Origin of the sequence: Streptomyces sp. NBC_01433 (genome assembly GCF_026340105.1) — a bacterium.
Classification (GTDB): domain Bacteria; phylum Actinomycetota; class Actinomycetes; order Streptomycetales; family Streptomycetaceae; genus Streptomyces.
In genome coordinates, this window is record NZ_JAPEPM010000005.1 from 123,997 (window position 1) to 147,233 (window position 23,237).

Sequence of the window (23,237 nt, forward strand, 5' to 3'; positions counted from 1 at the left end):
GGACGTGTCCACCGCGTCGATGCAGCCGATAACGCCTCCTGACCAGCCGTCCCCGGCCCACGGTGTGGCGGCGCTGCCTCGGACCCTTCTTTCGGACGCCTTGATCCGCTCCGTCGCCGGGAAACACTCTCGTAAACGATCCGCTGCTTATCGAGTGAAAGGTGAGGATATGGGTTCTCTCGGTTTCTCCACGGCCGTGACCGTTGGAGCTTTGGCGTGCTCCGTTCTGGCGGCCCCGGCCGACATCGCCGCAGGCGCGGAGCCGGAGGCGAGGCTCGTGGTGATCAAGAGCGACTACTCGGGTCGGTGCGTGTTCTCCCCCGCAAGGAACTCGGGCGGGTTGCTGCATGAGTGCAACGGCGGCGGCTCCGTCGAGACATGGGAGATGACAGGCCCCGACACGGCCGCCACGCTCAGGAACGCTCTCACGGGCCAGTGCCTGACCGACTACGGGCCGGGAGCCCAAGCCACTCGTACGGAGGACTGCAACGGGGGTACCGGCCAGGAATGGAACATGCCCTCGACCGGCCAGTCCGGAACCATCAAGAACGTCTATACGGGAATGTGCGCGGAGGACGACGGCTTCGTGGAAGTCAACGTCTGCCACGGAGGCGCTGCCGAGCAGTGGTCGGTCAGCAAGCGGTAGACATCGAGTCCGAACCCCGGACCGAGCAGCAGCCCCAGGAACGGTTCTCGCGCTACTCGCTGCGGGCCGCCATCGAGAGCACGATCAGCGAGTTCGTCAACGGCGCACGCAGACCAACGATCCGACGATCCGACGGGACAGCCCCTAGGCTCGCCCTCATGCTGAGACTCGGAATCCCTGTCATTGGTGTCACGGACATTCCCCGCGCAGTGGCCTTCTGGACCGCGGCGTTGAACCTGGTCGCCGCTGAGGAGTGGAAGAGCGAAACGTGGCGGACGCTCAATCACCCCGACGGCTCCGGCCGGGCCCTTGGCCTGCTGCGCAGCACGTCCCCGGCCGAGCCGCATCCCCGTCTCCACCTGGACCTCTTCACCGATACGGCCGAGGAACAACAGGCGGAGGTCCGGCGACTGGTCGGTCTCGGCGCGCGAACCGTCGACTGGGACCTCTACCCGCCCGAACCCGACTTCGTAGTTCTCGCCGACCCGGACGGCAACATCTTCTGCGTTGTGGACCTGAGCCATGCACCCAGCGGCGGTGACGAGTCGGCGCCCTGACAGACCGCGCGTTCCCCCGCCGGAGCAGGGAACTTCGGACTCGTACCGGCGCCCAGGCTACGGCTGCCTGAACGGCGTAGCACGTAGCAAACATCGCAGGGCTGAAAAGGACAAGTCAGCCGAGGGGCTTGTCGGAGAAGCTGCCGCGCCAGACGGAGACAGCGCCCGCGTCGCCGATCCGATAGAGCTGAATGACTGAGCCGGCGGCGACGACAATGGCCAGGACGACCGCGACGACATGCAACGGAACGCGGAGGATCGCCGTTCCGGTCCGCCAGTTTCCCGGCTGGGCCGTCTCGGAGGCGAAGGGGGAGCGGCGGCCCGCCCACCACACGGCGGCCGCGACGAGGAACATCGCCAGTACCCAGGGCCACAGGGTGCCGCCGAGATCGGCATGCTTTTCGACCAAGGGGCTGCTGGGAACGCGCCGCTTCAGCCACTCTCCCGCGTGGGTGGTCACCGGCACGCTGATGAGCGTGACCAGAGCGAGCCCCGGCAGCACGATGCCCAGCCTCCGGATCCAGGACGGCACCACTGCGCACACCAGGAGAGCGAAAGCGGTGAGCGGCACCAGGACCACCACGACGTGCACGAGCAGCGCATGCGCGGGAACTCCGTGGATGACGACGGGACCCATGAAGGGTGCTCCTTCTAAGGCGGCGCTGACCGGACCGGGCGACTACTTGCCTCCCCCCTCGGCGGACACGGATAGCAGGTCATACGCCCAATGAACCCGAATGACCAAGAACGAGTGGGCCGGGGCGGAGATACGCGACTTCCACGGTCCGGACACTCCGGTCCAGAAACAGGTACTTCAGCCCCAGAGGCGTTCGTCGTTGGCCTTGTCCACGTCGGTGGGGGCCTGGAGGGGTTCTGGCGCGGCTGGTTGGCCCGCATCGGAGGGCGTCGTTGTACTTGGGGTCGTCCTCCCACAGCAACTCCTCGCCGCCGTCCACACTGGACACCGACTTCCGCTCCGTGACACCGGATTCGGACACGAAGCTGACTTCGCGGCGTAGGAGTACGCCCGGTAGGCCTGGGCTCCCGTCGCACCGGCAAGCACACTGACGCGGTCGGCTACCGCCAGGACGTACGCGTGTCTGCCGGCGGAAGTGCCCCTCACCCTTGTCAACGACCGATGCCTGGACAGGTTTGCGCCGTACAGCCGACGACGACGGCGACGACGACGGCGAGCGCGGCGCCGATGCTGTAGGTGCGTGACACCGGCCGCCGCCGGTCGTTGAACCGGCCGGACACGTCACCGTGCGCAGAGAGACCCCGGGCAGCACCGCCCGGGGTCTCGTTGTCTGTCGGGTCCCGGCCGGAGCGGGACGACAAGGCCGCCCCGATGTACAGCCCCCCATGAACACCATGGTTGCCCAGGCCCGGGAGGGCCGGGTGCGGGGCTCAGCCGGCCAGGTCGGCTCGGGGCCGGGCCCGCCAGTCGCGGCGAAGAATGGACGCCCGCGCGATGGAGATCCCGAGGAACACGACGCTGAGGACGGCCATGCGCCAGTCCGCCTTCACGACGTACCAGTGGAAGCAAACGCCCGTGAAGAAGAGCCCGCCGACGATGAGCAGGGGCTCGCGGATCCAGTACGGCAGGAACTGGAGAACCACTCTGAGCGGCATCCGGTCAGAGGAGCAGGTCAGCGCCCTGCCGCGCAGTGGTGGAAGCCATGGTTCCGCCGGGAAAACCCAGAGGCGCGATGGAGGACTCTCGCCTTCGTGCCGGCGTCCGACCTTCAGGCGGTGTGCGGTGAGGTCGTACTTCCTGGCTTTGTTCACGAGAACCGACAGCACCTGTGGACGAGTTTGGGCAGCACTCGAAGCTCTGCAGATCGAACAGTTCATGACTTCAGGCACCGTGGGCCCCTGCCGAGAGCTCAGCAGGGGCCCATGGTGCACAGAGCGCGGAAGGCCGGGACCTGTTTTAGATGAGCGGCATACCGGCCGACATCAGCTACCGTCTGCTGCCGGTCCCGACGGCCCGGCCTCACTTCAGATGTCGGGTGAAGAACTGGGCCGCGGCGTCCCCCGCGAACTGCGGGACGCCGGTGTGCCCGCCCATGTTGGCGTGCAGGGACTTCTCCTTGGAGCCGAAGGCGTCGAACAGGTCCAGGGCCGCCTGCCGGTCGTTCCCTTCGTCGTCCCACTGCAGCAGGACGTGCAGCGGAATGGTGACCTGCCGGGCCTCCTCGAACATGACGCGAGGCACGAAACTCCCGGCGAAGAGGCCGGCGGCCACGATGCGCGGCTCGACCACCGCAAGCCGGATGCCGATGGAGATCACTCCCCCCGAGTACCCGACCGGGCCGCCGATCTCGGGCAGCGAAAGGAGGGCGTCCAGGGCGGCCTGCCATTCCGGGACCGCCTTCTCGACCAGCGGGAGGATGAGGGCGTCGACGATCTCGTCGCTCACCGGCTCGCCGGCCTCCATCGCCCGGCGCAGGTCAGCGCGGGCCTGCTCGGCGGCGGGCCAACGGGGCCGGTCGCCGCTTCCGGGGAGCTCGATGGTGGCCGTGGCGAAGCCCTCCGCCACGGAGTGCCGGGCCCGGTCTACCAGTCGGGGGTACATCCTGCGCAGCCCGAGGGGAGGGTGGCCGAGCAGGATCAGCGGCGCCGGTGTGGATGCGGATGCGGGTGTCCACAGGATGCCGGGGATCTCGCCGAGGGTGAATTCGCGTTCGAGGACGCCGTCGTCGAGGCGCCGCTCGGAAGTGAAATGCATGGTCGTGCCTTTCGGGAGTGCACTGGAACGGCGCTCCCGGACGACCTGCCTATCGCCCGACCGTGACCCCGGAGGGGAGCACCCATGTCGATACTGCGTTCACGGGTACCACCTCCTGGATCTCTCGCACGGCCTCCGGAAACGTAGCAGTGGCCGCACTCGTCCTTCAAACGGGTTTTTGCGGAGCCGCGACTTCCCGAGTGGCGGCTCTGCGACGGCGGGGTGCACTGGCGCTGTCGTTTCTCATGAGCATCGAACACGACGCACCGCCGACGCCTCCCGAACTCGTCTACAGGTGCTGTCGGTTCTCGTGAACAAAGCCACGCTTCCTGACGCTGCCGCACCGGTGCAGCCACACTTCCCTGTTGCTGCCCGGCGCGAGGTGGCCCCCCAGCAGCAGCATCCGACACCCGTGCACCGCGTTCCGGGACGGTGGGCCGCCGGTGCTGGGAACGGCCCGCCGCGCTCACGGGGTCAGCCGGTTCACACCTGGTCGATCACCAAGCGGGACGCCGTCCCGAGGATGGGCTGGAAGACGACCTGGGCCCCGACGGTTCCGCTCGCGTGCAGGTACTTGCCGCTCCGGGCGTGCCTGATGGACTTCGGGCTGCCGGACGTGGTCGTCCACACCTGCTTCGCGCCGTGGTCACAGGTGCCGAGGACGAGGTTTCCCTTGCCTGTCGGAGGTGTCCACCACCTGAAGGCAGGAGTTGCTGCTGTTGCCGTTGATCACCTGGTAGTTCACCGCCGCTGCCGCCTGCGCCGAGGCCGGGGCGCAGGCGGCAGCGGCGAACCGAATGCGATCGCCGCGCCCGCACCGGCGAATCGAATGACGTGTCCCTTGAGTTCCATGATCGATCCCCTCGATTTCAGATGATTGGCGCGCCGTCTGTGGTGCCGCCTGAGGCGCCGCCCGGTCATTCAGGCTGACGACGATCACCGTCCCGCGTGCCGTCCCCACGGCGTCATCACCACGTCACCATCGGCCGCAGAGCAGGTTCGACGAGGTACGCGTGCTCAGCCGAGGATTCGACACCGGACGGTGGGAAGCGGTGGCGGAAGGCAACACGAGAACACCGACGAGCTCGGCAGCCGGCAGGATTTGGTATGGCCATGTGTGGCAGCGGCGTTCGCTCCGAGCGGCCCTGTTCACACGTCGAGGGGCTCTGACGGGAGTTGGCCGGTATCGGCCGTGCCGGTCGTCGCCCCGGCCGCGAGCCCGGGCCAGTTCTGGCGTACCACAGGCACCGATTCACAGCCGCGGAGCCGGGCGTCCCTGCGTGCCTGACCGGGGGACTTCCCGCTGCCCACCACCCGGCCGTCGGCGACCGCGAGCCAGTCGCCCCGGGACAGGTCCGCCCGCAGCGCGTCCACGCCGGTCGGTTCCAGGGCCAGGAGCAGCGCCGGGTCGGGGTCCGTGGGGGTGTCGGCCGCCGCCGCGCGCGGTGTTCCCGCGCGCCACTCGGCGGTGGTCCGCTCGCCGGACCTGGACCGTGACCACAGCACGTGCTGCAACACGATCAGCGGTCCCAGTGCCGTCAGGAGCGGGAAGGCGCCCGTCAGCACTCCCAGGCCGAACAGCAGACTGACGCTCGCGGAGACCGCCAGTCCGACTCCGGCCGCGAGAAGTGCGGCGGCCCGTCCGAAGGCCTTGAGCGCCACCAGGGGGAAGAGCGTGAGGAGCAGCAGGTCGCCCAGCCCGAGCGCCACCGGTGGTCTGCCCTGGGTGACCGCGAGCAGCGGGGCGAACGGCAGTCCCATGACCTGGGCGGCGAACCGGTCCATGACGGAGGTGAGTCCGGTCGCCACCAGGTCGTAGCAGCAGAGCATGCCCGCGAACCACGCCGCGTGGGCGGAGCGCATCCCGCTCTGTGCCCACATGTTGGCCACTCCCACCACGGCGATGGCGAGCAGCACGTCGGTCAGTACGGTCACGGCGACCGGCAGGTCCGCGAACGCGCATCCGGCGGTGGCGGCCACCAGCGCCCCCGCGGCCGCCCAGGCCCGCCCCCCGCCGATCAGCGGCGCGAGGGTGAACTGGAGCGCCGCGCAGAGGACCAGGCCGAAGACGACGGCCACCGCGGTCCGGGGCGCTGCCAGATAGACCAGGGGAGCCGCCACCACGACGGCGCCCATCACGGCGACGTCGGGCAGTTCGTACCTGCCGACCGGAGGGCGGGGCATCCGGACCCGCGCGAAGTAGACGGCACCCGCCGCCGTGATCGCGGCGACGGCGCAGTTGAGGCCCACGAGGGCGAGGGCGGTACTCATGCCGGCCTCGCGACGCGTACGGCGGCGGGACGGACGGACTCGAAGGTGTGCTCGCGCAGATCGGCGCGGACCGGGCCGGTCGGCGGCAGCGTGGCCGGATCGTCGTGGAGCACGATGCCGTCCAGCGCGAGGCCCGCCGTCGTGGCCCGCTCCTGCAGCCTGCCGAGCAGGGCGGCGGCGGGCGTTCGGCGGACCAGTACATGGAGGACAGGTCCCCCGGGCCGGTCGACCAGGGCGTAGCGCGCCGGCAGCGGGATGTCCGGCTCGGACTCCAGCAGGTCCAGCACCGATCGGGTGGGTACGTCGATACTCCGCGGACCCGACCATCGGCCGAGTATGGGCGAGGTCGCGGGCAGATGGGCCAGCTCGCAGGTGGGCTCGGCCTCGGGACGTCGGACCAGGTCGCCGGTCGCGTAACGCAGCAGCAGGGTGCAGTCCCGGTAGGGGACGTACGGCGTCTGCACGATGATGCCGACGGCACCGGGCGGCGTCGGCCCGTGTGTCACGGGATCGAGTATCTCCATGTGCCCGAACTCGGTGGTGTGGTGCAGATGTCCCTCGGTGCACGGTGTGCCGCCCGAGGGAAGGGCCTCGGTCGACATGTACGCCGTGGAGATCCGTGCGCCCAGGGCGACCGCGGCCCGCTCCCTCAGCGGATCGGAGAGCACTTCACCGCCGACGCCGATGGACTCCAGGCCGAAGTCCTTTGCCTGCCAGTCGTTTCTCTCCGCTTCTTCGACGAGGGCGGAGAGGTAGGACGCGGAGACCGTCAGATGGGTGATCTGCGGGGCTTTGCCCCGCAGGCCGAGCGGGGTGGCCAGCCGGTCCAGCGCCACGGCCGGGTCCACGGTGCCGATCTGGACGAACGAGGCACCGATCCGGGTCACCGACTCCTCCACGTTGAGCAGCGGCAGGGTCGCCCGGGAGCAGCCCGCGTACGCCATGGTGTGGTGGGGCCGCAGGCCCATGCCGAGCACGGCCGAGACGGTGCTCATGGCGACCGCGATCTCCACCTCGGCCCTGGAGTACCAGACAGCGGTGGGGGTGCCGCTGGTCCCCGTGGTGAGCGCCATCAGCGCGGGGGTGGAGGCGGCGGACACGAAGGCGGCCGGCAGACCGCGCAGGGCCTCCTTGGGCGTAACCGGAACGCGGTCCCAGGTCTCCGGGGTGAGGCTGCCCGGGTCGAGTCCCAGGGCGTCGAAGGTCCGCCGGTAGTGGGCCGTGTGCTGGGCGGCGGCCCGTGCCGTGGCCCGCAGGCTGCGCTCCGTGACGGTCCGTCGTACGGCGGGGTCGACGGCCCCCGCCTGACCGGGGAGCAGAGCCGAGTCCGCACCGGGCTCGCCGAACTCGGCCAGGGTCGCGATGAGGTCGCGAGCTATGCGTTCCAGGTCCTGCGGACGGATGCGGCTGTTGCGCAGAATCGCCATGCCGTAGCGGAGTTGGCTGAGGGCGGTACCGAACAAGGGGTCTCCTGATGCCTGGACCGGGTTGTCCTCCCGGTCCAGGCCGGGGCCGAGCGTCAGACCATGCTGGCGAACATCGCCGCGGTGAGCGTGCTGAAGGCGTACTTGACGTAGTGCTTGACCATGACGGCTCTCCCTTGTTCCGCGCCGCCCGGGGGCGGCTGGGCTCCTGGTGGTGCACTCGCGACCGGGAACGGTCATTCGATTAACGCGACCTTAGAGTAAGGAAATTGGACGATCAATGGTTTCTCGCGGCGAACTGAGTCCCCGGTATTCGCTTCGTCGCCGCTTCGCCGTCCCTTCGCTCCGGTCAAGCGTCCGACGGATAAGAAAGGGTCAAATCCCGGGTGCTGATAGCCGAGTTGGGCCGCACCGAAGGGATCGCCCGCAAGCGCGTGCCCGCCCCGGTCCGGGCCGCCGAGCGCTGGGTCGTGGAGCGCTGGGTCGTGGAGCGTACGCACTCGTGGATGAACGACTACGGCAGGCTACGGCAGGCCACGGCGCTGCACCGTGAGGAACGGCGAGGCAGCGACCTTCTTCTGCTCCTCCTTCGACTTCGCTGCCACGTTTTCGCCGATCTCGTCCAGGACGCCCTGCCCGAATGCCGTCGGGGCGGGCCGCACTTGTGGACCCCTTCATTCCCGGATTCGTCGACCGGTGCGAGCGGCTCGGGTGCTGGTTCCGGCAGTACCTTCTCGATGTCGGGCAGAGACGTCTCCAGCGGGTGCAAGTCGAGCACCGCGCAGAAGAGTGTGCGGGCCATCGCGCTGTGCGCTTTGCCAGGTGGCCCCAGCGGCTTCGAGTGCCTGTTGCCCTGCGACGCGGGCATGGGCCGCCTCACGTTTGGCCTTGCGTTTCGGGACATTGAGCGCCTGTACGGCAGCAACCACGGCAGGCGGAGGAGCTCCGAGCCAAAGCGGCCATGCAGCAGGCGCGCTCCAGCGACGCGGCTCGGGCACAAGGCCCTGCAACGCCTGGCAGCCGAACTTGCCGGACTGGCCACGATCACACCGGCGGTCGCGCGCGGCCATCTGGGGCGTACCGAGTGAGGTCAGTTGGCCGTGTCGATGAGTTCCGCCGACGCCTGGGCTTTCTGCCCCACGAACGAACACTCGCCGTTCGGCGCGGAGTAGGGGGTTCCCGGTGGGACGGTCATCCACAGGGAGCCGTCGTCGGCGATGAGGCGGGGGGACGCCGTTCGGCGGGTGACCTGGCGGGGCGTCAGCGTGTAACCCCGTTGCCCTCGTCGGCAACCGCCCCGCGAACCAGGGCCCGCGGCGCGGATGAGGGCGGGCGGTCACGTGGTGACGACGGGGCCCACCGCGTGGTCGGCCGTGGGGCAGAACCACACCGCGGCGGGGCCGATGCGGGATGGGTGCAGTCCTGATCCGTGGTCCGGGCACAGCGGCCAGACCAGACGGTCCCGGTCGGCCAGCAGGCACTGGAAGCCCTCTGCGGCCTCGACGACAATCGCGGGTGCGTCGATCCCGTGGACGGGCTCGTCGCCCACGCAGACCTGGCCGGTCGGTTCGTACGCCGTCGGCGCGTTGACGCGGACGGGGACAGCGACCGGCTGCCCTGTCTGCCGGTGGGCTGCGGCCGCCAAGGAGTCGACCGCGTGCTGGGCGAGGGCGCGGCGGCGCTCGATGAGCAGGGGAACGAAGTACGCGGGCGGCATCGCGCCATTGCTCTCGAAGGCCGACCACAGAAATCCGCGGACGTCGTCCTTCTCCAGCGCAGCTTCGAGTTCCAGGTCGAGGGACCGGTCGAGCAGGCGGACCCAGTCCCTGAAGTGCGAATCCATTGTCCCTCCGGACGGGTATGGCCCCCCGGCCGGCGAGGTCGCCGGCCGGGGGGCCTTCGGCTGTCGGGTGACAGATGTCCGCTGTCGGACTTCGGACGTCGCGCGGGTGCGCGACGCCAGGGTCAGGAGTAGCGGCCTCCGCCGCCGAAGCTCTGGCCGACACTCCAGGCGTAGCCCCGCCCGTAGCGCCAGGCCGTGCCGTAGGCGGAGAACATCACGGTGTCACCCGCGTCGAGGCGGCACTGCCACCAGCCGCACTTGAACCAGCCGCGTCCCTTGCTGTTGTTGTTCGAGTACCAGCCGCCATGGAAGTTGTAGCTGCCGAACTCGCCGTGGCTGTAGGTACCGGACTTCACGTACATGTTACTGACGTGGATGTACCACTTGAAGCCCGCGTTGATCCAGGAGTTGGCCCAGGACTTGCGGAAGTGGAAGTCCCAGTTCAGCGAGCAGCGACCGGTGTTGCTCTCGCAGATCCGGCGGATGCGGACGCAGACGTCCTGGCGGCATTTCGACTGCACCCGCTCGCGCAGGTACGTGCCGTCGATGTCGTACTTGTTCTGCGGGTCGGCGCAGGCGTAGTCGTACGCGTTGCAGCTGCCGCCGTTCATAGGGTCGACCGACAGGAAGCGCCCGACCCGCGGGTCGTACAGGCGCACGCCCATGAGGGTGATGCCGGTGAGGGTTTCGGCGGACCGCAGGCTCGCGCCCAGCCAGTTGTAGCGTCCGCCGGCGCTGCCGGGGCGCGCGTTGCCGTACTCGTCCGCGTCCACGGCGAGCGGGGCGACGGGGCTGTCCAACGGGAGCCGCAGGGCGACGTCTCCGTGGATGTTGGAGAGCTGCAGGACGACCTCGCCCGTCGCGGAGGTGGTCGCGGCGAGACCGGCGGAGGCGGATCCGACGTTGCGCGACAGCTTGCCGCTCGCGGTGTCCTCGGTGATCCAGCGCGGGCTGTCGCCGTCCGCGCCGTAGTGGTTCACCTTGGACTGGGTCGTGGCCCAGGTGCCGGCGTTGTCCTTCTCCACGATCCAGGACCGCAGCCGTCGGCTGGCGTCGAGCTTGAAGGTCTGCCGCTGGCCGCCTACGGTCTGCTGGTGGACCAGGTCGTTGGCGTAGTAGCCGAAGGTCCCGCTGCCAGGGGCGGACGTGGTGCGTCCGAGGGCGTCGTACGCGTAGCCGACGTCGACGAGGCGGTCCCCGCTGTCGTAGGTGTGGGTAGTGGTGGTTCCCCCGGTGGTCGGGCAAGTCGCGCCGGGCGTGCCCGCCGCGGTGGTCAGGGACGTGCGGTTGCTGCGCTTGTCGAAGGTGTAGGTGCGCGCGGTGCAGACGGTTTCGGACGTGTCCTCGACCGCGGTGAGGCGGCCGGCCGCGTCGTAGCGGTAGGCCTGGTCGGACCAGCCCGAGTGCGTGGTGGTCTGGCCGTGGGCGGACTTGTTGACGGCGTCGGTGTAGACCGTGGTGCCATCACTGTCCCGGGTGTAGGCACGGCTGGTGACGTTGCCGGCGGTGTCCGTGTTCTGTCGCATGGTGTAGCCGCCGGGCAGCTTCTCGGCGGTGACGGCGCCGTCCACGCCGTAGGCGGCGCTGAACGTGCCGGCGACGGAGTCCGTCATGGAGGTGGCCATGCCCCGCGGTTCGGCTGCGGCGTCATAGGAGTACGTGACGGTCGAGGGCGCCGAGTCGGAGACCTTGACGGGCCGTCCCAGCAGGTCGTACTGGGTCGTGGTGGTGCCGGAGTCGGCGTCCGTGTACGAGGTCAGGCGGCCGAGGCGGTCGTACGACCGGGTGATGGCGCCTGCGGTGGCGGAGGTGGTGCTGGCCACCTTGCCGGTGGCGGCGTCGTACCCGGTCGTTGATTCGGGAACCGCCTGGCCGAGGCCACCGGTGACGGTGTCCTTGATCCGGCGGCCGGCGCCGTCGTAGGTGACGGCCGTCGTGCGGGCGACGCCGTTGGCCGTCTCGATGGCCTTGGCCGGATTGCCCCACCAGTCGTACTCGGAGCTGGTGTCGATCAGCCCGGCGGGCTGGGACCCGCCGCCGGTGACGGCACCCGCGGGGCCACTCCAGCAGACCAGGTCGGCCCATTCGGGCCGGCCCTTGCACCAGCCGGTGCCGTCCGCGGTCCAGTACGCGGTGACCTTGCTCGCGGCGTCGTCGCCGGTGCCGCCGGGCAGGACCGAGGATACGACCCGGCCCTGCGTGTCGTAGCCCCAGCTGGTGGTCAGATTCTGGCCGCCGGAGTCCTTGATGGACAGGGTCGGCTGCCCCTTCACCCAGTCGTACTGGGATTCCTTGACGCGCTTCTCGCCCATGACGGAGTAGTAGTCGCGGACCCGGGCGCCGGCGATCTCCAGCGTGACCCGGTCGCGGATGGAGGCGCTGCCGTCGGTGGGCCGGCCCCCGTCGTACTCCTTCACGACCCAGTCCCGTGCCGGTACGGAAGTACCGGCGGCGACCAGGGTCGTGGTGCCCTGCTTGAGGTCCTGGGTGAGGTCGATCCGGTGGAGCGGGCCGAAGGTCTCCAGCTCGCGGACACCGTTCTCGCTGTACAGCGTGCGGCTGGACAGCAGTTCGGCGCGCTCGCCGGAGCCGAGTGCGGCGATCCCGAGGTCGGCCTGGACGGCGCGATCGGCGGCCGTCACGCCGAGGGCGACGGCGCGGTTGGCGGCCGTGAGCTCACGGACGATGTTGCCGACGCGGTCGTACTCGGTGGTGGTGAGGTGACCGCCGGGAACGGCGGCGTTGCTCTCCTGACCGGAGACTCCCAGGTAGCGAATGTCGGCGCGGGCGTAGGACCCGGCCGCGAGGGCCGCGCCGTCGTGGCTCCGCCCGGCCCTGGTGGAAACGAGGCGGAGGATCGCAGGAAACTCAGAGTAATCCGAACGCCCTCTGACTACCGGTGAGTTGCCAGGGCGAGCACCTACTGATCCCGATTGCTCTGCTTTCCGGCCTACCGCACCCAGCTCGCCCTCCACCAGCGCCAGATCATCGCCGAGGTCAACACTGCGGCTGGGGACGGCGCGGTGCGGCACCTGGAGATCCTGCGGCCCGGCGACACCGGACCGGAGACCAGGCGACAGCCTCCAGTTCGGGCGCCGCCGCCCGCGCCCGAGCCCTTCAGCGCCTCGTGGCCGACCGAGCCGGGCTCGCCACCCTCACCCCAACCCGCCCCGCACCACAGCTGCGCCACGCCGCCTGATCCACCTCAGCCATCAGTCCCGCTGCTCCAACTCATCGGCGAAGGCGCGGAGGGCATCAGCCAGCTCCTTCTTCGTGGGCAACTTGTCCACCTTTCTTTCCAGACCGTCGATGCGTTCTGCCAGGTCGTCCAAGCTCGCCGGTGCCGTGGGACCTGACGTGGGCCCGTTCGTAGGTGCCGGAGAATCGGACGGGCCTCCGTCCGAACCACCCGAACCGTCGGAGCTGCCAGCGTCGGTGCCACCCGATCCGCTGACAGAACCGCTGTCCGCGCCGCCTGTATCGGCACCGCCGGTATCCGTGCCACCCGAGACACCACCGCTTCCGGCGTCGGATGTCTCGGCGGGAACGGGCGTCGGGCCGGCCGGTCCACCGTCCTGGTCGGCCACGGCAATCGCCCCGCCCACACCCAGCACCACAGCGGCAGCCGCACCGATCAGCGCCACCGCCACGCGTCGAGCCTGCATCTTCCGCATTTGTGTCATGCGACGGACATTAACCACAGATCACAGTGGACGGATTCCTTCCGCCCGTTCCGCGGGGCAAGGTCCTCATCCCGCAACGCGGCGGTCCCCAACACTCACTCTGCCCGCCCTGCAATGCGCGGGCGGGCAGACCGGCGCCGAGGCAGAAGTGCACGGCTCGGCGTTCCTGAACGCGTTGGCCGCGGGCGTCCTTGCGGCCATGGGCACCTGCGGTGCCCCAATGGAGCACGATCCCGTTCCGATCCCCGACATCGGCGCGGGCGCTTCCCGTGAGAACGGGCACCGTCAGCACCATCACCGCCAGGACGGAGCCCGCGGCGCGGGTCTTCGCCCCAGGACGCGAACCACGAATACCACCGAACACGAACAGCTTTCGAGATTGATCGGCCCCGGCCCGCGGGCTCACACACAAAATCACGCTTCCCTTCCACGACGCTGAGGTCACAGTGTGTGTGGCGGTGGTGGGATTCCGAGGCGAATCACCCGCTCGGACCAGTGCTTCGGGCGGTAGCCCCGGTCACGCCCCGGCAGGTTCGACAGCCGAGTCGTCGACCCACGGGCTTTGGCTGCTCTCGGCCGCCCGAACGCGATGCCGCGGTCGTGAGGACCGGGCTGAGCGGGGTCGACTGCTCCGTCATACCCCGCCGTGGGCTGGGATGTGTTCACGTGCCTGGCATGCGGTACGGAGACGCAATAATGCTGGAGTCGGGTATTGGAACCTGCGGAATGGGTGGGGCTATCCGCCGAGGTACTGGTGTCTCGCGTCGGCGGGCGAGATGACGAGTCGACCATCGCGGACCTGCCATTCAGTTGTCCCGTCGACTTCGTGGCTGGCGAGGAATATTTACCAGCGAGCTGACTGTCGAGGACATGCGCTTGTTGATCGGGCAGGACATCGGCCTGCCCTACCTCCTGCCACTGGCACTGGAGGTACTGCGGGAGAACCGGATGGCAAACGGGCACATGTACGAAGGTGATCTGCTGTCCGCGGTCCTCACCAGCAACCCATCGGTCCGGGCCGAGTATCCCGAACTGGGCCGAGAGCTTCGCGTGATCGTCTCGAAGTTGACTGATCTGCGCCCATACCTGCAACGGAAGGTTGAGCGCTTCCTGGTTCCTGAGCGGGGCCATCCAGGAGGGCTCTGACGCCGTGATCACACCAGTCACTGCGTGATCATTCTTCCGCTTCAGGCCTTCCCTGCTCGAAGGAGATGCGGCAGCGTTCAACCTGGTCGGCCACCTGCTTCATGAACCACCGCATGATCTCGTAGGGGACGACGTGCTCGTCGGGGCTGTAGATCCGGATGGTCGGTTCCAGACGCGGGTCCTCGTCCGGGACGAGTGCCCTCAGGACAGCAGCGCCGGGCAAGTGGGTCACCACGGCTTCGGGGCTCTCGATACCCCTGGCCTCGCTGAGCTCCACGGACCAGGCGTCGTCAGGCAAGGCGTAGTGGAACAGGACGGCGTAGTAACGGCCTGCGTGTTCTCGCAGCTCCCATGGCATGGCCGCAGGCTGTCACAGTCGCGGTGCCGGAGTCTCCCAGGTATCCCGCTCACACCTGGTCGCAACCCAGCCGGCGTTTGCGTGGGAGCCCTTGGCCAGGAGCTTTGGGCTCCGTCGGCATGGAGTGGATATCACCTGTCAGCACGGCACCTGGCGCGGTGATCGGTGTTGGTTCGACGTCGCTCGCGGATCGGCTCAGTTGGCGCGGAGAACGCGCTGGCCAGAGTCTCGACGCGAGACGTCAGGTGTACGGCGAGTAACACCGCTGCTGGCTTTGTCCACGAGAGCGAGGTTCTGGCACACATTCCGTGAGGCATCTTGAGTCCCGGCCTCTGCGGCCCCTCAGTGACGTGTGGTCTGCGGGGCTCGCATGACGCGCGTGCCTCCTGCCGGCGAGAGCCAGCATGATCTTTCACGGAATGTGCGCCAGAACCTTTCCAGGAACAGCGTTTGTCGACGGTCTTCGGAGGCGGTTGGCGATCACGAGGCTCCGAAATGTCGAGCAGAAATGACGGCGGTGCGGTGCTGGGGGTCTGAGGAACATCCACGTCAGAGGCGCGTGTCCCCGGGCGGACGCCGACGGTCACCCCGTTCGGTGCGGTGGCTTGTAGAGGTCGTCGAGGCGGAGTGGCGCGGGCTGGGGCAGGGGCGTGCCGTCCGTCGGCAGGCAGGACTGGAGGAAGTAGGCGAGCAGGCGGCGGGATGCGGCCATGGAGGCTGCTGGGGACTCTCGTACGACGCCGTTGTTGGCCAGGAGCAGGAGGGTGACGTCGCTGGGGTCGAAGTCCTTGCGCAGCTGTCCGGTGTCCTTCGCACGCTGCACCAGCTGTGCGAGGGATACCTCGGCGCGGGCACGCTCACGATGGACGTCGGGCGCGTCGGGAAATTGGGAGAGGAACGCGGCGCTGAACCCGCGGTCCTGGGCCTGCATCGCGCACACCTTCGTGAGGACGTTGCGAAGTCCGTGCCAGGGATCGTCGTCCTGAAGGGCCTCGTCGAGGGCTGCGACGCACTGGCCGAGTTGTTCGGAGAACGCGGCGGCGATCAGCGAGCCGCGTGTCGGGAAGTGCCGGTAGAGGGTGGCGGCACCCACGCCCGCTCTGCGGGCGATTGCGCTGGAAGATACGTCGGTGCCGTTGAGGGCGTACGCCTCGCGGGCGGCCTGGAGGAGTCGGGCGCGGTTGTGCCGGGCGTCGGCCCTCTGCCCCGGGGCGGGGGTTCCGGAGGCGGAGGGAGGCGGGTTCCGAGACAGTTGGCCAGGCATGTCTCCCACTTCATCACAAACGGAAGGGGGCAACCGCTTAGCGGGTTAGCGTGATCTGGTGCCGCGGTGCCCCGCGGTCAGCTCTCTGCCGCAGAGGTGAGCGGCTGCGAGTTCTCCTGCTGAACGACGTGTCAGGTGTACGGAGGTTGCCCGTGTTCGCTGTGCGATACCACCGCTATGGCGGTTCCGAGGTCCTTTGCGTAGAGGAGGTCGAAGAGCCGCACGCCGGGCCGGGTCAGGTTCGCATCGCGGTGCGTGCCACCGGCGTCACCCCTGCTGACTGGTACCTGCGCTCAGGGATGCTGCGGGACATCGCCACCGTGGACTTCCCCCATATACCCGGCATGGATGCCGCGGGAATCGTCGATGAGGTCGGAGAGGGGGTGACCGGCACCGCCGTGGGAGACGCGGTCTTCGGCCTCGTCCCCTTCGTGGATCAGGGAGGCGCCGCGGCCCAGTACGCCGTGCTGGAGGCGTGGGCGCCCAAGCCTCGGTCATGGTCTTTCGAGGAAGCGGGTGGCGCCGCGGGCAATATCGACGCAGCCACACGTGTACTGCACGCACTGGAAGCCGCCGAAGGCATGACCTTGTTGATCGATGGTGCCGCCGGAGGCGTCGGCACCATCGCCGCGCAACTCGCCCGGGCCCGCGGCCTCACCGTGATCGGCACCGCGAGCGAAGGCAACCACGGCTTCCTCGCCCAGCTCGGCGTCGTACCGGTCACCTACGGGGCGGGGCTGGCCGATCGCCTTGCCCCATTGGCCCCGCTCGGCGTCGATGTGGTTCTGGACGCGGCCGGTAAGGGCTCTCTTGCCGAACTGGTGGCCATCGCCGGCGACCCGCACCATGTGGTGACCATCGCGGACTTCGACGCCGGCCGGCACGGAGTGCGGTTCTCCCGCTCCGAAGCCGGAGAGTCGCCGGGCTGGGCAGGACTACCGCTGGCGGCCGACCTCGCCGACCGGGGCCGCCTCGCCGTCCCGCTGCACGCCGTGTTCCCGCTGAAGGAGGCCGCCACAGCCCATGACGTCAGCGCCACGGGCCACGCGCGCGGCAAGATCGTCATCACCGTGCCCTGACACACGGACGCTTCGGCCCGCGACCAGCGGCCCGCGGCAGGGCGGGCACGCCTCGACGGCGATCTCCATCGCCTCAAGTCATGGCGCGGCGCGGGGACTTGAGGACTCGCGCGGTGGCGCCCACTTCCTGTCATGCCCTTCCACCGCCCTCCGGGGACGCGCTTCCCCTGCTGCTGGGCAGGCCGGTCGCGGAACGGCCCGGAAATGCCCATCGCGTACGCCGATGCGGCTGCGGCCCGGGAAGGGTGTGGGCCGGTGGGCAAGGGCGTGTCGAGCGGTGTGGTGCGCGCGATTCCGATGACGGGCACGGGGGCGGCGAAGTCGAGGGGAAGGCCGCGCTCTCGGGCCCGTAGCCCAATCCTCGCGCGCGGACCAACGGACTCGGCCGCGCACTGGGCATGGAGCGGTTCGACGCCGAGTTCGCCGAGTTCGCCGAGGTGGTGAAGGCCGCCGGCATCGAGCCGCGCGCTCCCTGGGAGCGGACCACGACCGCGGCGAAGCGGCCAACGGCGCCGACGGGGGCGGCGGCGCACGGCAAACGAGAACACTGTTCTTGACTTGGGTCGGAGGGTGGGGCATCGTCTCTCTCGATAGAGAACAGTGTTCTCGCTTCTTGCCCCCTCTCACCGAAGGATGTCCGTCGTGACCACAGCGAGCATCACGGTCCGCAGTACCCCATCCAGGCGTTGGGACCGCATCGGCCGCGGTCTGATGGCCCTCAACTCCGTAGTCACCTTCGCGGTGTTCATCAACGGGATCTTCCTGATGGCGGACGCGAGCGACGACCGCATGATGGTGGAGGGGTGGCGAACCTTCGGATACCTCGTATTCAGCGCGATGTGGGCGATGCTCGCGTACCGGCCGCGTCAGGTTCCGGCGATCTGGGAAATGGTGATCTTTCACAAGGTCGCGGCGACGGTGCTCGCCTTCACCATTCTGGACACCACCGAGGGTATGCAGTCCTCGATCACCGACTCCACGGTCGCGGCGCTCACGGTCTTCGCGTACATCGTCTGCCGCGGGTGGGAATCGTGGCGGGTCGTCAAGCGTGACGATGCCCCGGCGAACGCGCTTTGAGCCGTCGTGTCCGCAGGGCCGGCCGGGACGCCCCCGGCCGGCCCTGCGCCGCGGCTCCGCCCCCGCTTCTGAGCGGGGAGCACTGTCGGTCCAAGAGGGCACACCGCTGACTTATAGGGTGGATACATGGTCACTCCACGGCAAGTAGCACGCGAGCAGATGATGCGTGACATCGTGCGGGTGGGACGCGAGCACCTGGCGACGGTACTTCCGGCCGACCTGTCCCTACGGGCCGTGGCCCGGGACATCGGAGTCGTCCCGTCGGCGCTCTACCGCTACGTCCGCGACCGCGAAGCGCTCATCACCCTGCTGATCGTCGACGCGTACGACGAACTCGCCGACGAGGTCGATGCGGCACTCGCGGCGGCGTCGAGCCTGTCGTACCGCGAGCGGCTTGCGGTGGCGGTACTCGCGGCGCGCGCCTGGGCCGTTCGTGAACCGTCCAGGTTCGCCATGCTCTACGGCACTCCGGTGCCCGGCTACGCGGCTCCCGGCGACCGGACCGTGGAGCCAGGCACGCGATTTGCCCTCGCTCTCGCCGGACTGGTCGAGGACGCCTGGCGAGCGGGCGAGTTGAGAACGGTGGAGGCGCCGCTCAACCCGACCGTCCGCGCGGACATGGAGCGGTTGCGGGGAGCGTTCGGATTCGAGATGCCGGTGGGCAACGTCTGCCGGGCCTACGGTTTGTGGTCCGCGGTCATCGGCGCCATTCTGTTCGACACCTTCGGCCAGTACGCGGCGGATACGCTGAGCGATCCCGAAGAGTTCCTCCGCGCCCACACCGATGGTCTCGCGGACACCGTAGGTCTCTGACCGAGGCAGCCGAACTCCGTCGTCGTCGTTCGTCGTTCGTCGTTTGTCGTTCGTGAGAGCGATGTGAGGGGAGTTCGGAAGCTCAAGCTCACCACCTCCTGGAGCTCGAAACTCGCCCGGACCGCGCGAGACGCGAGGGCGTGAGCGGTCGGTGGCGTCTACCGGGCGGGGCCCGGGGAGAGGCCGCCCTGGAGGATGCGGAGGCAGGCGTCGGCCGCGGCGGCCTGCCGGTCCGCCGGATGCTCGTTGACGGCGTGGACCAGTCCGCACAGGAGCTTCAGCAGGTTCTCGCCGGTGAGAGCGGGAGCCGGCTGAATGCGTGCGAGCAGGCAGGAAGCGGCCGCGCCCAGTTCGGCCTTGGCCCGGCGCAGGGAGTCCGTCTCGTCGGTCGCGGTGATCAGGATGTCGATGAGGCCGGGCTGGGCGAGCGCGGCCGAGAGTGCCGCACGGAGGAACCCGATGAGGGCTTGGACGGGCTCCGGGTGTTGCTCCGCCTCGGTCGCCACGGCGATGAGGCCGCGTACCGAGTCCTCCAGGACGGCTTCCAGCATCGCCCGTTGGGTCGGAAAGAGCCGGTAGACCGTCCCGACCCCTACGCCCGGCCGGCGTGCGAGTTCGTTGAGGGTGAGCGTGACCTCTCCGGCGGTGATGGCGTGGTGGGCCTCGTCGAAGATCCTCTGCCTGTTCCGTCGACGTACCGGTACGCGGCTGGGTGTCCGACGTCGCCCACGGCTGGCATCCCGACTACCAGTGGCACGAGGCGGCCACCTTCTGGCAGAAGAGCCCGGAGGGCGAGGAGTCGCTCGCCGGACTGCGCAAGTCACCCACCAGCAGCGGCCCCACCTTCGGCGACCTCCTCAGCCCCCGAGGTCTGGGCGCCGAACTCGCGAAGGAGATCGATGAGGTCCACGACAAGGAGATGAGCGCCGCCGTCCTGGCGCTCTACCGCTCGGCCTGGCCCAACTTCCACGCCGACTGGGGCAAGGACTTCGACCGTCCCGCCGCCGCCCCGGGACTGATACTGGCCCCGACCGGTGACCCCATGGCGCAGCCCTCGCGAGACCGGGACATGGCCGAACGGCTCGGGGCCCAACTGACCGAACTGGACGGCCTCACCCACTACTGGATGCTTCAGGACCCCGAACGGGGAGCGGACGTGCTGCGCCGCTTCTGGGCATCACTCCCGAGCTGAGGACCTCAGCCGGGGAGTGATGCCCAGCTGAGGACCTCAGCCCCTCCAGGTGCCGAGGCACCCACGCGAACCTCCCGCGGTGACGGTTCAGATTTCGACACCGTTCCCGTATCCCGTAGCTCGTCGATCACGCCGGGGTGACGACACAGCCGCCGATGGCCGCGTACCGGGACGGCGCATCGGCCGGTTTTCGGCTTCTCCACCAGCCCGGTGATCCGTAAGGCCCCTCCGCCCATGTCCTCCTCGGCGCGCGACTCGGGGCCGCCGCAGACCGCCCGCACATCAACTGGGCTCGGCGGCCATGGAGTCGAAGGTCGCCCGCACAAGCCGGTCGATGGTGCCGGGCCGTTCGGCCATGGAGTCGAAGAGGTCGGCGAGCAGCCACAGCACGAAGCTGTGGACCAGGGCCTCCTCCGGCGGGATCCGTCCGAACCCGTCGCGCCACGCCACGGTGTCCATACCCATCGCCGCGGCCATGAGGACACCGGTGACCATCGGGACCTGAGCCGGGTCGGCCATCTCGAAGGCGGGGAGTTTGCGGATCACGGCGGGGATCAGATCGCTGAGCGGATCAAGACGATCCTCGCCACCGTCCTGCTCGGCGATCAGGTATCCGGTCAGCACACCCACCAGGAAGACCGTGCCCCTGGACACCTCCTCACGCCCGTAGGCGTCCACCGCGGCCTCGACCCGCAGCTGCGCCTGCCGGCGCTCCTTGGCGGAAGTGCGCTTCTCCAGGACCCGGTAGGAGTCCCACGCCGCACGGATCGCCTCGTCCACGACTACGCCGTCATTCGTCATGAGCCGACCGTAGCGAGATGACGAGCCGCAGGGGGATCCGCTCGCGGAACCGTCGCGGAGGCCGGATGGGCGTGCGCCCTCACGGCGGCTACCGGCTACCGGTTACCAGCTACCGGCTTCCGCGGCAATGACCTGCGTCGGTCTGCCTGCCACGGGTAGCGTGCCGATCTCGTACAGCACGCGAGGCGAAGGGGAAGGCCCGTGCGGTTCCCAGACTTATCCGACTCGGCACCACTCACGACGACGGAAGTGCAGGCGCTGCGGTCCCTGTACCACGCGTGCAACGCCGGCCAGGCCGCGTGGCGGTCCGCACTCGCTCTCGTGGACGGGCTCAGCACCCAGATGGAAACCGTCGAGGAGTACGACCGGGGGCGGCGGTTCCAGCATCACGTCGAAGCCGTCAACGCCGCCCGCTCGGGGGCCTACCGCTACGAACGCGAGCTGGGCCTGACGGCCTGGCGCTACGCCAGTGCACACGCGGTCCTCGGGATCACGGTCTTCGACCGGCTGGTGACCGGCACCCCGGCATTGACCGCTTCAAAGGTGGACGAACTCTGTGAGGAACCCACCCTTGAACAGCTGCGCCGAGCGTTGTCCATCCCCGTCGAACGGCTTCTCAGCGCCCGGAAAGACCCCTCCCACCGGAAGAGGACCGACGAGGAACGCCAGGCACTCATCACCATGCTGGACTGCGCGCACCGCGACATCCGGGTGGTGGACGCCGCACGGCCGATGACTGAGCGGGAAGCGTGGTCCTGCCGTCTGACGGACCACAGCCCTCTGGGAACGGATCCGATGTACGAGGGCATTCTGGAGCCCTTGTTCAACATCTGTGAGGAGACACCGCTGGAGATCGACTGGCGCCTCAGGAACGCCGGAGCGGACGTCAGCCAGTGAGGGTGCCAAGGCCGGAGGTCATCCGCTGCCCGGGGGTTCGGGAAGGGCGGTGGGGTGGCCGCGTCCGGGGTCGGGTGTGTTCCGGTTCGGCGGTGGTGGTGGTGGTGGTGGTGGTGGTGGGTCGGTCGGGTGGGGGTGTTCGTCGAGGAGGCGGTGGTGGGTGGGGATGCGGGGCAGGGTGAGGAGGCCGAGGACGGCCGCTGCCGCGCAGGCGGCGGCTCCGGCGGCGAGACCGGCCCGGGGGCCGAGGTGCTCTCCGACGAGGCCGATGAGGGGTCCACCGATGGGGGTGCTGCCCAGGAAGGTGACCGCCCACAGGGCCATCACCCGTCCGCGGTAGTGGGGTTCGCTGATCAGTTGCAGGGTGGTGTTGCCCGTGGCGAGGAACACCGTGCCGGCGGCTCCCACCAGCATCAGGGTGGTCAGCGCTCCGGGCAGTGAGGGGATCAGGGCCGCTGCCGTGAGGGCGGCGGCGAAGCCGGCCGCGGCCACGGTCAGGGGCCCGACTCCGGCCCGCCCTCTGATGGTGATGGCGAGTCCTCCGGCCACGGCGCCGAGTCCCATGGCCGAGGTCAGGAAACCGTAGGTGCGGGCGTCGCCGTGCAGGCCGGTGGTCGCCAGCAGCGGGAGGAGGACCTGGAACTCGTACGCCAGGGTCCCGATCAGGGCCATCATCACCAAAGGCACCCACAGTCCGGGTGTGCCCCGTACGTAGCGCAGCCCTTCGGTGAGCTGACCCTTGGCGCGTGTCACGGCGGGTGCGGGCTGGAGTCGGCCGGGTTTCATCAGGCCGAGCGCGACCAGGACGGCGGCGAAGCTGGCGGCGTTGGCGAGGAAGCACACTCCAGCCCCGACGGTGGCGATCAGGACACCTGCGACGGCGGGCCCGATGGCGCGGGCGGCGTTCGTCATGACGCTGTTCAGGCTGACGGCTCCGCGCAGCAGGCCGGTGCCGACGAGTTCGGGTACCAGGCTCTGCCGGGTCGGGTTGTCGACGGCGTTGACGGTGCCCAGCGCGAGGGCGAGGACCACCACCATCCACAGTCGTACGGTGCCGGTCACCGTGAGCAGCCCCAGCACCAGGGCGAGAACGCCGAGGGATGTCTGTGTGGCCATGAGCAGGCGCCGCTTGTCAGCGCGGTCGGCGATCAGGCCGCCGTAGGGGGCGCCGAGCAGAACGGGCAGGAACTGGGCGGCCACCACCAGCCCCAGAACGGTGCCGGACCCGGACAGCTGGAGCACCAGCCACGACTGCGACACCACCTGCATCCAGTTCCCGACCAGAGAGACGCACTGGCCCCCGAAGAAGAGACGGAAATTCGGCACCCTCAGCGCCGCGAACGCCCCCGGCGGCATCCCGCCTGATCGTCGGTTCACCCACCCCGCCCTTCGCGGACTCGCCGGACGGCCGGTCCCGGCACGCTCGGACGACGCGGCGCGGGCCGCCCCAGATCA

The 23,237-nt window shown here is 69.3% G+C and carries 24 protein-coding genes and 2 pseudogenes; 10 read left to right on the top strand and 16 right to left on the bottom strand.

The window, feature by feature from the left end:
- The first annotated feature begins 211 nt into the window (after positions 1–211).
- Positions 212–646, top strand: a complete 435-nt coding sequence (locus OG413_RS42395) for an RICIN domain-containing protein (RefSeq protein ID WP_266815179.1) — start codon at positions 212–214, stop codon at positions 644–646.
- A 158-nt stretch (positions 647–804) separates the two neighbouring features.
- Positions 805–1,203 carry a VOC family protein gene (locus OG413_RS42400; protein ID WP_266815516.1) on the top strand — a complete coding sequence of 133 codons (399 nt, stop codon included), beginning with the start codon at positions 805–807 and terminating at the stop codon, positions 1,201–1,203.
- Positions 1,204–1,318: 115 nt separating this feature from the next.
- Here OG413_RS42400 and OG413_RS42405 read toward each other — a convergent pair whose 3' ends face one another.
- The 7 genes from OG413_RS42405 to OG413_RS42435 form a co-directional block, all read right to left on the bottom strand.
- Positions 1,319–1,840 carry a DUF2231 domain-containing protein gene (locus OG413_RS42405; RefSeq protein ID WP_266815180.1) on the bottom strand — a complete coding sequence of 174 codons (522 nt, stop codon included), beginning with the start codon at positions 1,838–1,840 and terminating at the stop codon, positions 1,319–1,321.
- Between the two features lie 770 nt (positions 1,841–2,610).
- Complete coding sequence (locus OG413_RS42410; RefSeq protein ID WP_266815181.1) at positions 2,611–2,835, bottom strand: hypothetical protein; 225 nt, start codon at positions 2,833–2,835, stop codon at positions 2,611–2,613.
- Positions 2,836–3,199: 364 nt separating this feature from the next.
- Positions 3,200–3,934, bottom strand: a complete 735-nt coding sequence (locus tag OG413_RS42415) for an alpha/beta hydrolase (RefSeq protein ID WP_266815182.1) — start codon at positions 3,932–3,934, stop codon at positions 3,200–3,202.
- 483 nt (positions 3,935–4,417) lie between these two features.
- Positions 4,418–4,564: a hypothetical protein gene (locus tag OG413_RS42420; protein WP_266815184.1), complete on the bottom strand. Its 147-nt coding sequence runs from the start codon at positions 4,562–4,564 to the stop codon at positions 4,418–4,420.
- 16 nt (positions 4,565–4,580) lie between these two features.
- A complete protein-coding gene (locus OG413_RS42425; RefSeq protein ID WP_266815185.1) occupies positions 4,581–4,874 on the bottom strand; it encodes a hypothetical protein in 294 nt (97 codons plus the stop codon).
- 209 nt (positions 4,875–5,083) lie between these two features.
- Entirely contained in the window at positions 5,084–6,205 is a 1,122-nt protein-coding gene (locus tag OG413_RS42430; protein WP_266815186.1) for a hypothetical protein, read from the bottom strand.
- Positions 6,202–7,668 carry a phenylacetate--CoA ligase family protein gene (locus OG413_RS42435; protein WP_266815187.1) on the bottom strand — a complete coding sequence of 489 codons (1,467 nt, stop codon included), beginning with the start codon at positions 7,666–7,668 and terminating at the stop codon, positions 6,202–6,204. The genes OG413_RS42430 and OG413_RS42435 overlap by 4 nt, the downstream gene beginning before the upstream one ends.
- Positions 7,669–8,015: 347 nt before the next feature.
- On the opposite strand from OG413_RS42435, the gene OG413_RS42440 reads away from it, so the two are divergent.
- The gene (locus OG413_RS42440) at positions 8,016–8,717 is read left to right on the top strand and encodes a hypothetical protein (protein WP_266815537.1); all 702 of its coding nucleotides are present in this window, start codon (positions 8,016–8,018) and stop codon (positions 8,715–8,717) included.
- A gap of 248 nt (positions 8,718–8,965) precedes the next feature.
- Here OG413_RS42440 and OG413_RS42445 read toward each other — a convergent pair whose 3' ends face one another.
- The 3 genes and pseudogenes from OG413_RS42445 to OG413_RS42455 all read right to left on the bottom strand — a co-directional run bounded on the left by OG413_RS42445 (position 8,966) and on the right by OG413_RS42455 (position 13,122).
- Complete coding sequence (locus tag OG413_RS42445) at positions 8,966–9,472, bottom strand: hypothetical protein (RefSeq protein ID WP_266815189.1); 507 nt, start codon at positions 9,470–9,472, stop codon at positions 8,966–8,968.
- 539 nt (positions 9,473–10,011) lie between these two features.
- Positions 10,012–12,297: pseudogene (locus OG413_RS42450) on the bottom strand (RHS repeat-associated core domain-containing protein); the annotation flags it as partial.
- 387 nt (positions 12,298–12,684) lie between these two features.
- Positions 12,685–13,122 (bottom strand): hypothetical protein, encoded by a 438-nt coding sequence (locus OG413_RS42455; RefSeq protein ID WP_266815191.1) that lies wholly within the window; start codon positions 13,120–13,122, stop codon positions 12,685–12,687.
- Between the two features lie 843 nt (positions 13,123–13,965).
- Here OG413_RS42455 and OG413_RS42460 point away from each other — a divergent pair.
- On the top strand, positions 13,966–14,301 hold the full coding sequence (locus OG413_RS42460) for a contact-dependent growth inhibition system immunity protein (RefSeq protein ID WP_266815193.1): 336 nt from the start codon (positions 13,966–13,968) through the stop codon (positions 14,299–14,301).
- A 28-nt stretch (positions 14,302–14,329) separates the two neighbouring features.
- Here the strand turns inward: OG413_RS42460 and OG413_RS42465 are convergent, their stop codons facing one another.
- Positions 14,330–14,659, bottom strand: a complete 330-nt coding sequence (locus OG413_RS42465) for a hypothetical protein (RefSeq protein WP_266815195.1) — start codon at positions 14,657–14,659, stop codon at positions 14,330–14,332.
- Positions 14,660–15,242: 583 nt separating this feature from the next.
- Positions 15,243–15,923: a TetR/AcrR family transcriptional regulator gene (locus OG413_RS42470; protein ID WP_266815197.1), complete on the bottom strand. Its 681-nt coding sequence runs from the start codon at positions 15,921–15,923 to the stop codon at positions 15,243–15,245.
- Positions 15,924–16,075: 152 nt separating this feature from the next.
- Between OG413_RS42470 and OG413_RS42475 the strand changes: the two genes are divergently transcribed.
- The 4 genes from OG413_RS42475 to OG413_RS42490 all read left to right on the top strand — a co-directional run bounded on the left by OG413_RS42475 (position 16,076) and on the right by OG413_RS42490 (position 18,892).
- Positions 16,076–17,002 (top strand): NADP-dependent oxidoreductase, encoded by a 927-nt coding sequence (locus OG413_RS42475; RefSeq protein WP_266815199.1) that lies wholly within the window; start codon positions 16,076–16,078, stop codon positions 17,000–17,002.
- A 398-nt stretch (positions 17,003–17,400) separates the two neighbouring features.
- The gene (locus tag OG413_RS42480; RefSeq protein WP_266815200.1) at positions 17,401–17,559 is read left to right on the top strand and encodes a hypothetical protein; all 159 of its coding nucleotides are present in this window, start codon (positions 17,401–17,403) and stop codon (positions 17,557–17,559) included.
- A gap of 85 nt (positions 17,560–17,644) precedes the next feature.
- Positions 17,645–18,079: a hypothetical protein gene (locus OG413_RS42485; protein WP_266815202.1), complete on the top strand. Its 435-nt coding sequence runs from the start codon at positions 17,645–17,647 to the stop codon at positions 18,077–18,079.
- Between the two features lie 126 nt (positions 18,080–18,205).
- A complete protein-coding gene (locus OG413_RS42490) occupies positions 18,206–18,892 on the top strand; it encodes a TetR/AcrR family transcriptional regulator (RefSeq protein ID WP_266815204.1) in 687 nt (228 codons plus the stop codon).
- Positions 18,893–19,050: 158 nt separating this feature from the next.
- On the opposite strand, the gene OG413_RS47060 is transcribed toward OG413_RS42490, so the two are convergent.
- On the bottom strand, positions 19,051–19,443 hold the full coding sequence (locus tag OG413_RS47060; RefSeq protein ID WP_323138034.1) for a TetR/AcrR family transcriptional regulator: 393 nt from the start codon (positions 19,441–19,443) through the stop codon (positions 19,051–19,053).
- A gap of 161 nt (positions 19,444–19,604) precedes the next feature.
- Here OG413_RS47060 and OG413_RS42500 point away from each other — a divergent pair, with 161 nt between their 5' ends.
- On the top strand, positions 19,605–20,084 hold the full coding sequence (locus OG413_RS42500; RefSeq protein ID WP_266815538.1) for an alpha/beta fold hydrolase: 480 nt from the start codon (positions 19,605–19,607) through the stop codon (positions 20,082–20,084).
- A 133-nt stretch (positions 20,085–20,217) separates the two neighbouring features.
- Here the strand turns inward: OG413_RS42500 and OG413_RS42505 are convergent.
- Together OG413_RS42505 and OG413_RS42510 are read right to left on the bottom strand one after the other, a co-directional pair.
- A pseudogene (locus OG413_RS42505) lies at positions 20,218–20,329 on the bottom strand (UTP--glucose-1-phosphate uridylyltransferase); the annotation flags it as partial.
- A gap of 37 nt (positions 20,330–20,366) precedes the next feature.
- A complete protein-coding gene (locus OG413_RS42510) occupies positions 20,367–20,885 on the bottom strand; it encodes a hypothetical protein (RefSeq protein ID WP_266815206.1) in 519 nt (172 codons plus the stop codon).
- A 249-nt stretch (positions 20,886–21,134) separates the two neighbouring features.
- Between OG413_RS42510 and OG413_RS42515 the strand changes: the two genes are divergently transcribed.
- Positions 21,135–21,782 carry a hypothetical protein gene (locus tag OG413_RS42515; RefSeq protein ID WP_266815208.1) on the top strand — a complete coding sequence of 216 codons (648 nt, stop codon included), beginning with the start codon at positions 21,135–21,137 and terminating at the stop codon, positions 21,780–21,782.
- 18 nt (positions 21,783–21,800) lie between these two features.
- Here OG413_RS42515 and OG413_RS42520 read toward each other — a convergent pair whose 3' ends face one another.
- A complete protein-coding gene (locus OG413_RS42520) occupies positions 21,801–23,159 on the bottom strand; it encodes an MFS transporter (RefSeq protein ID WP_266815210.1) in 1,359 nt (452 codons plus the stop codon).
- Between the last annotated feature and the right edge of the window lie 78 nt (positions 23,160–23,237).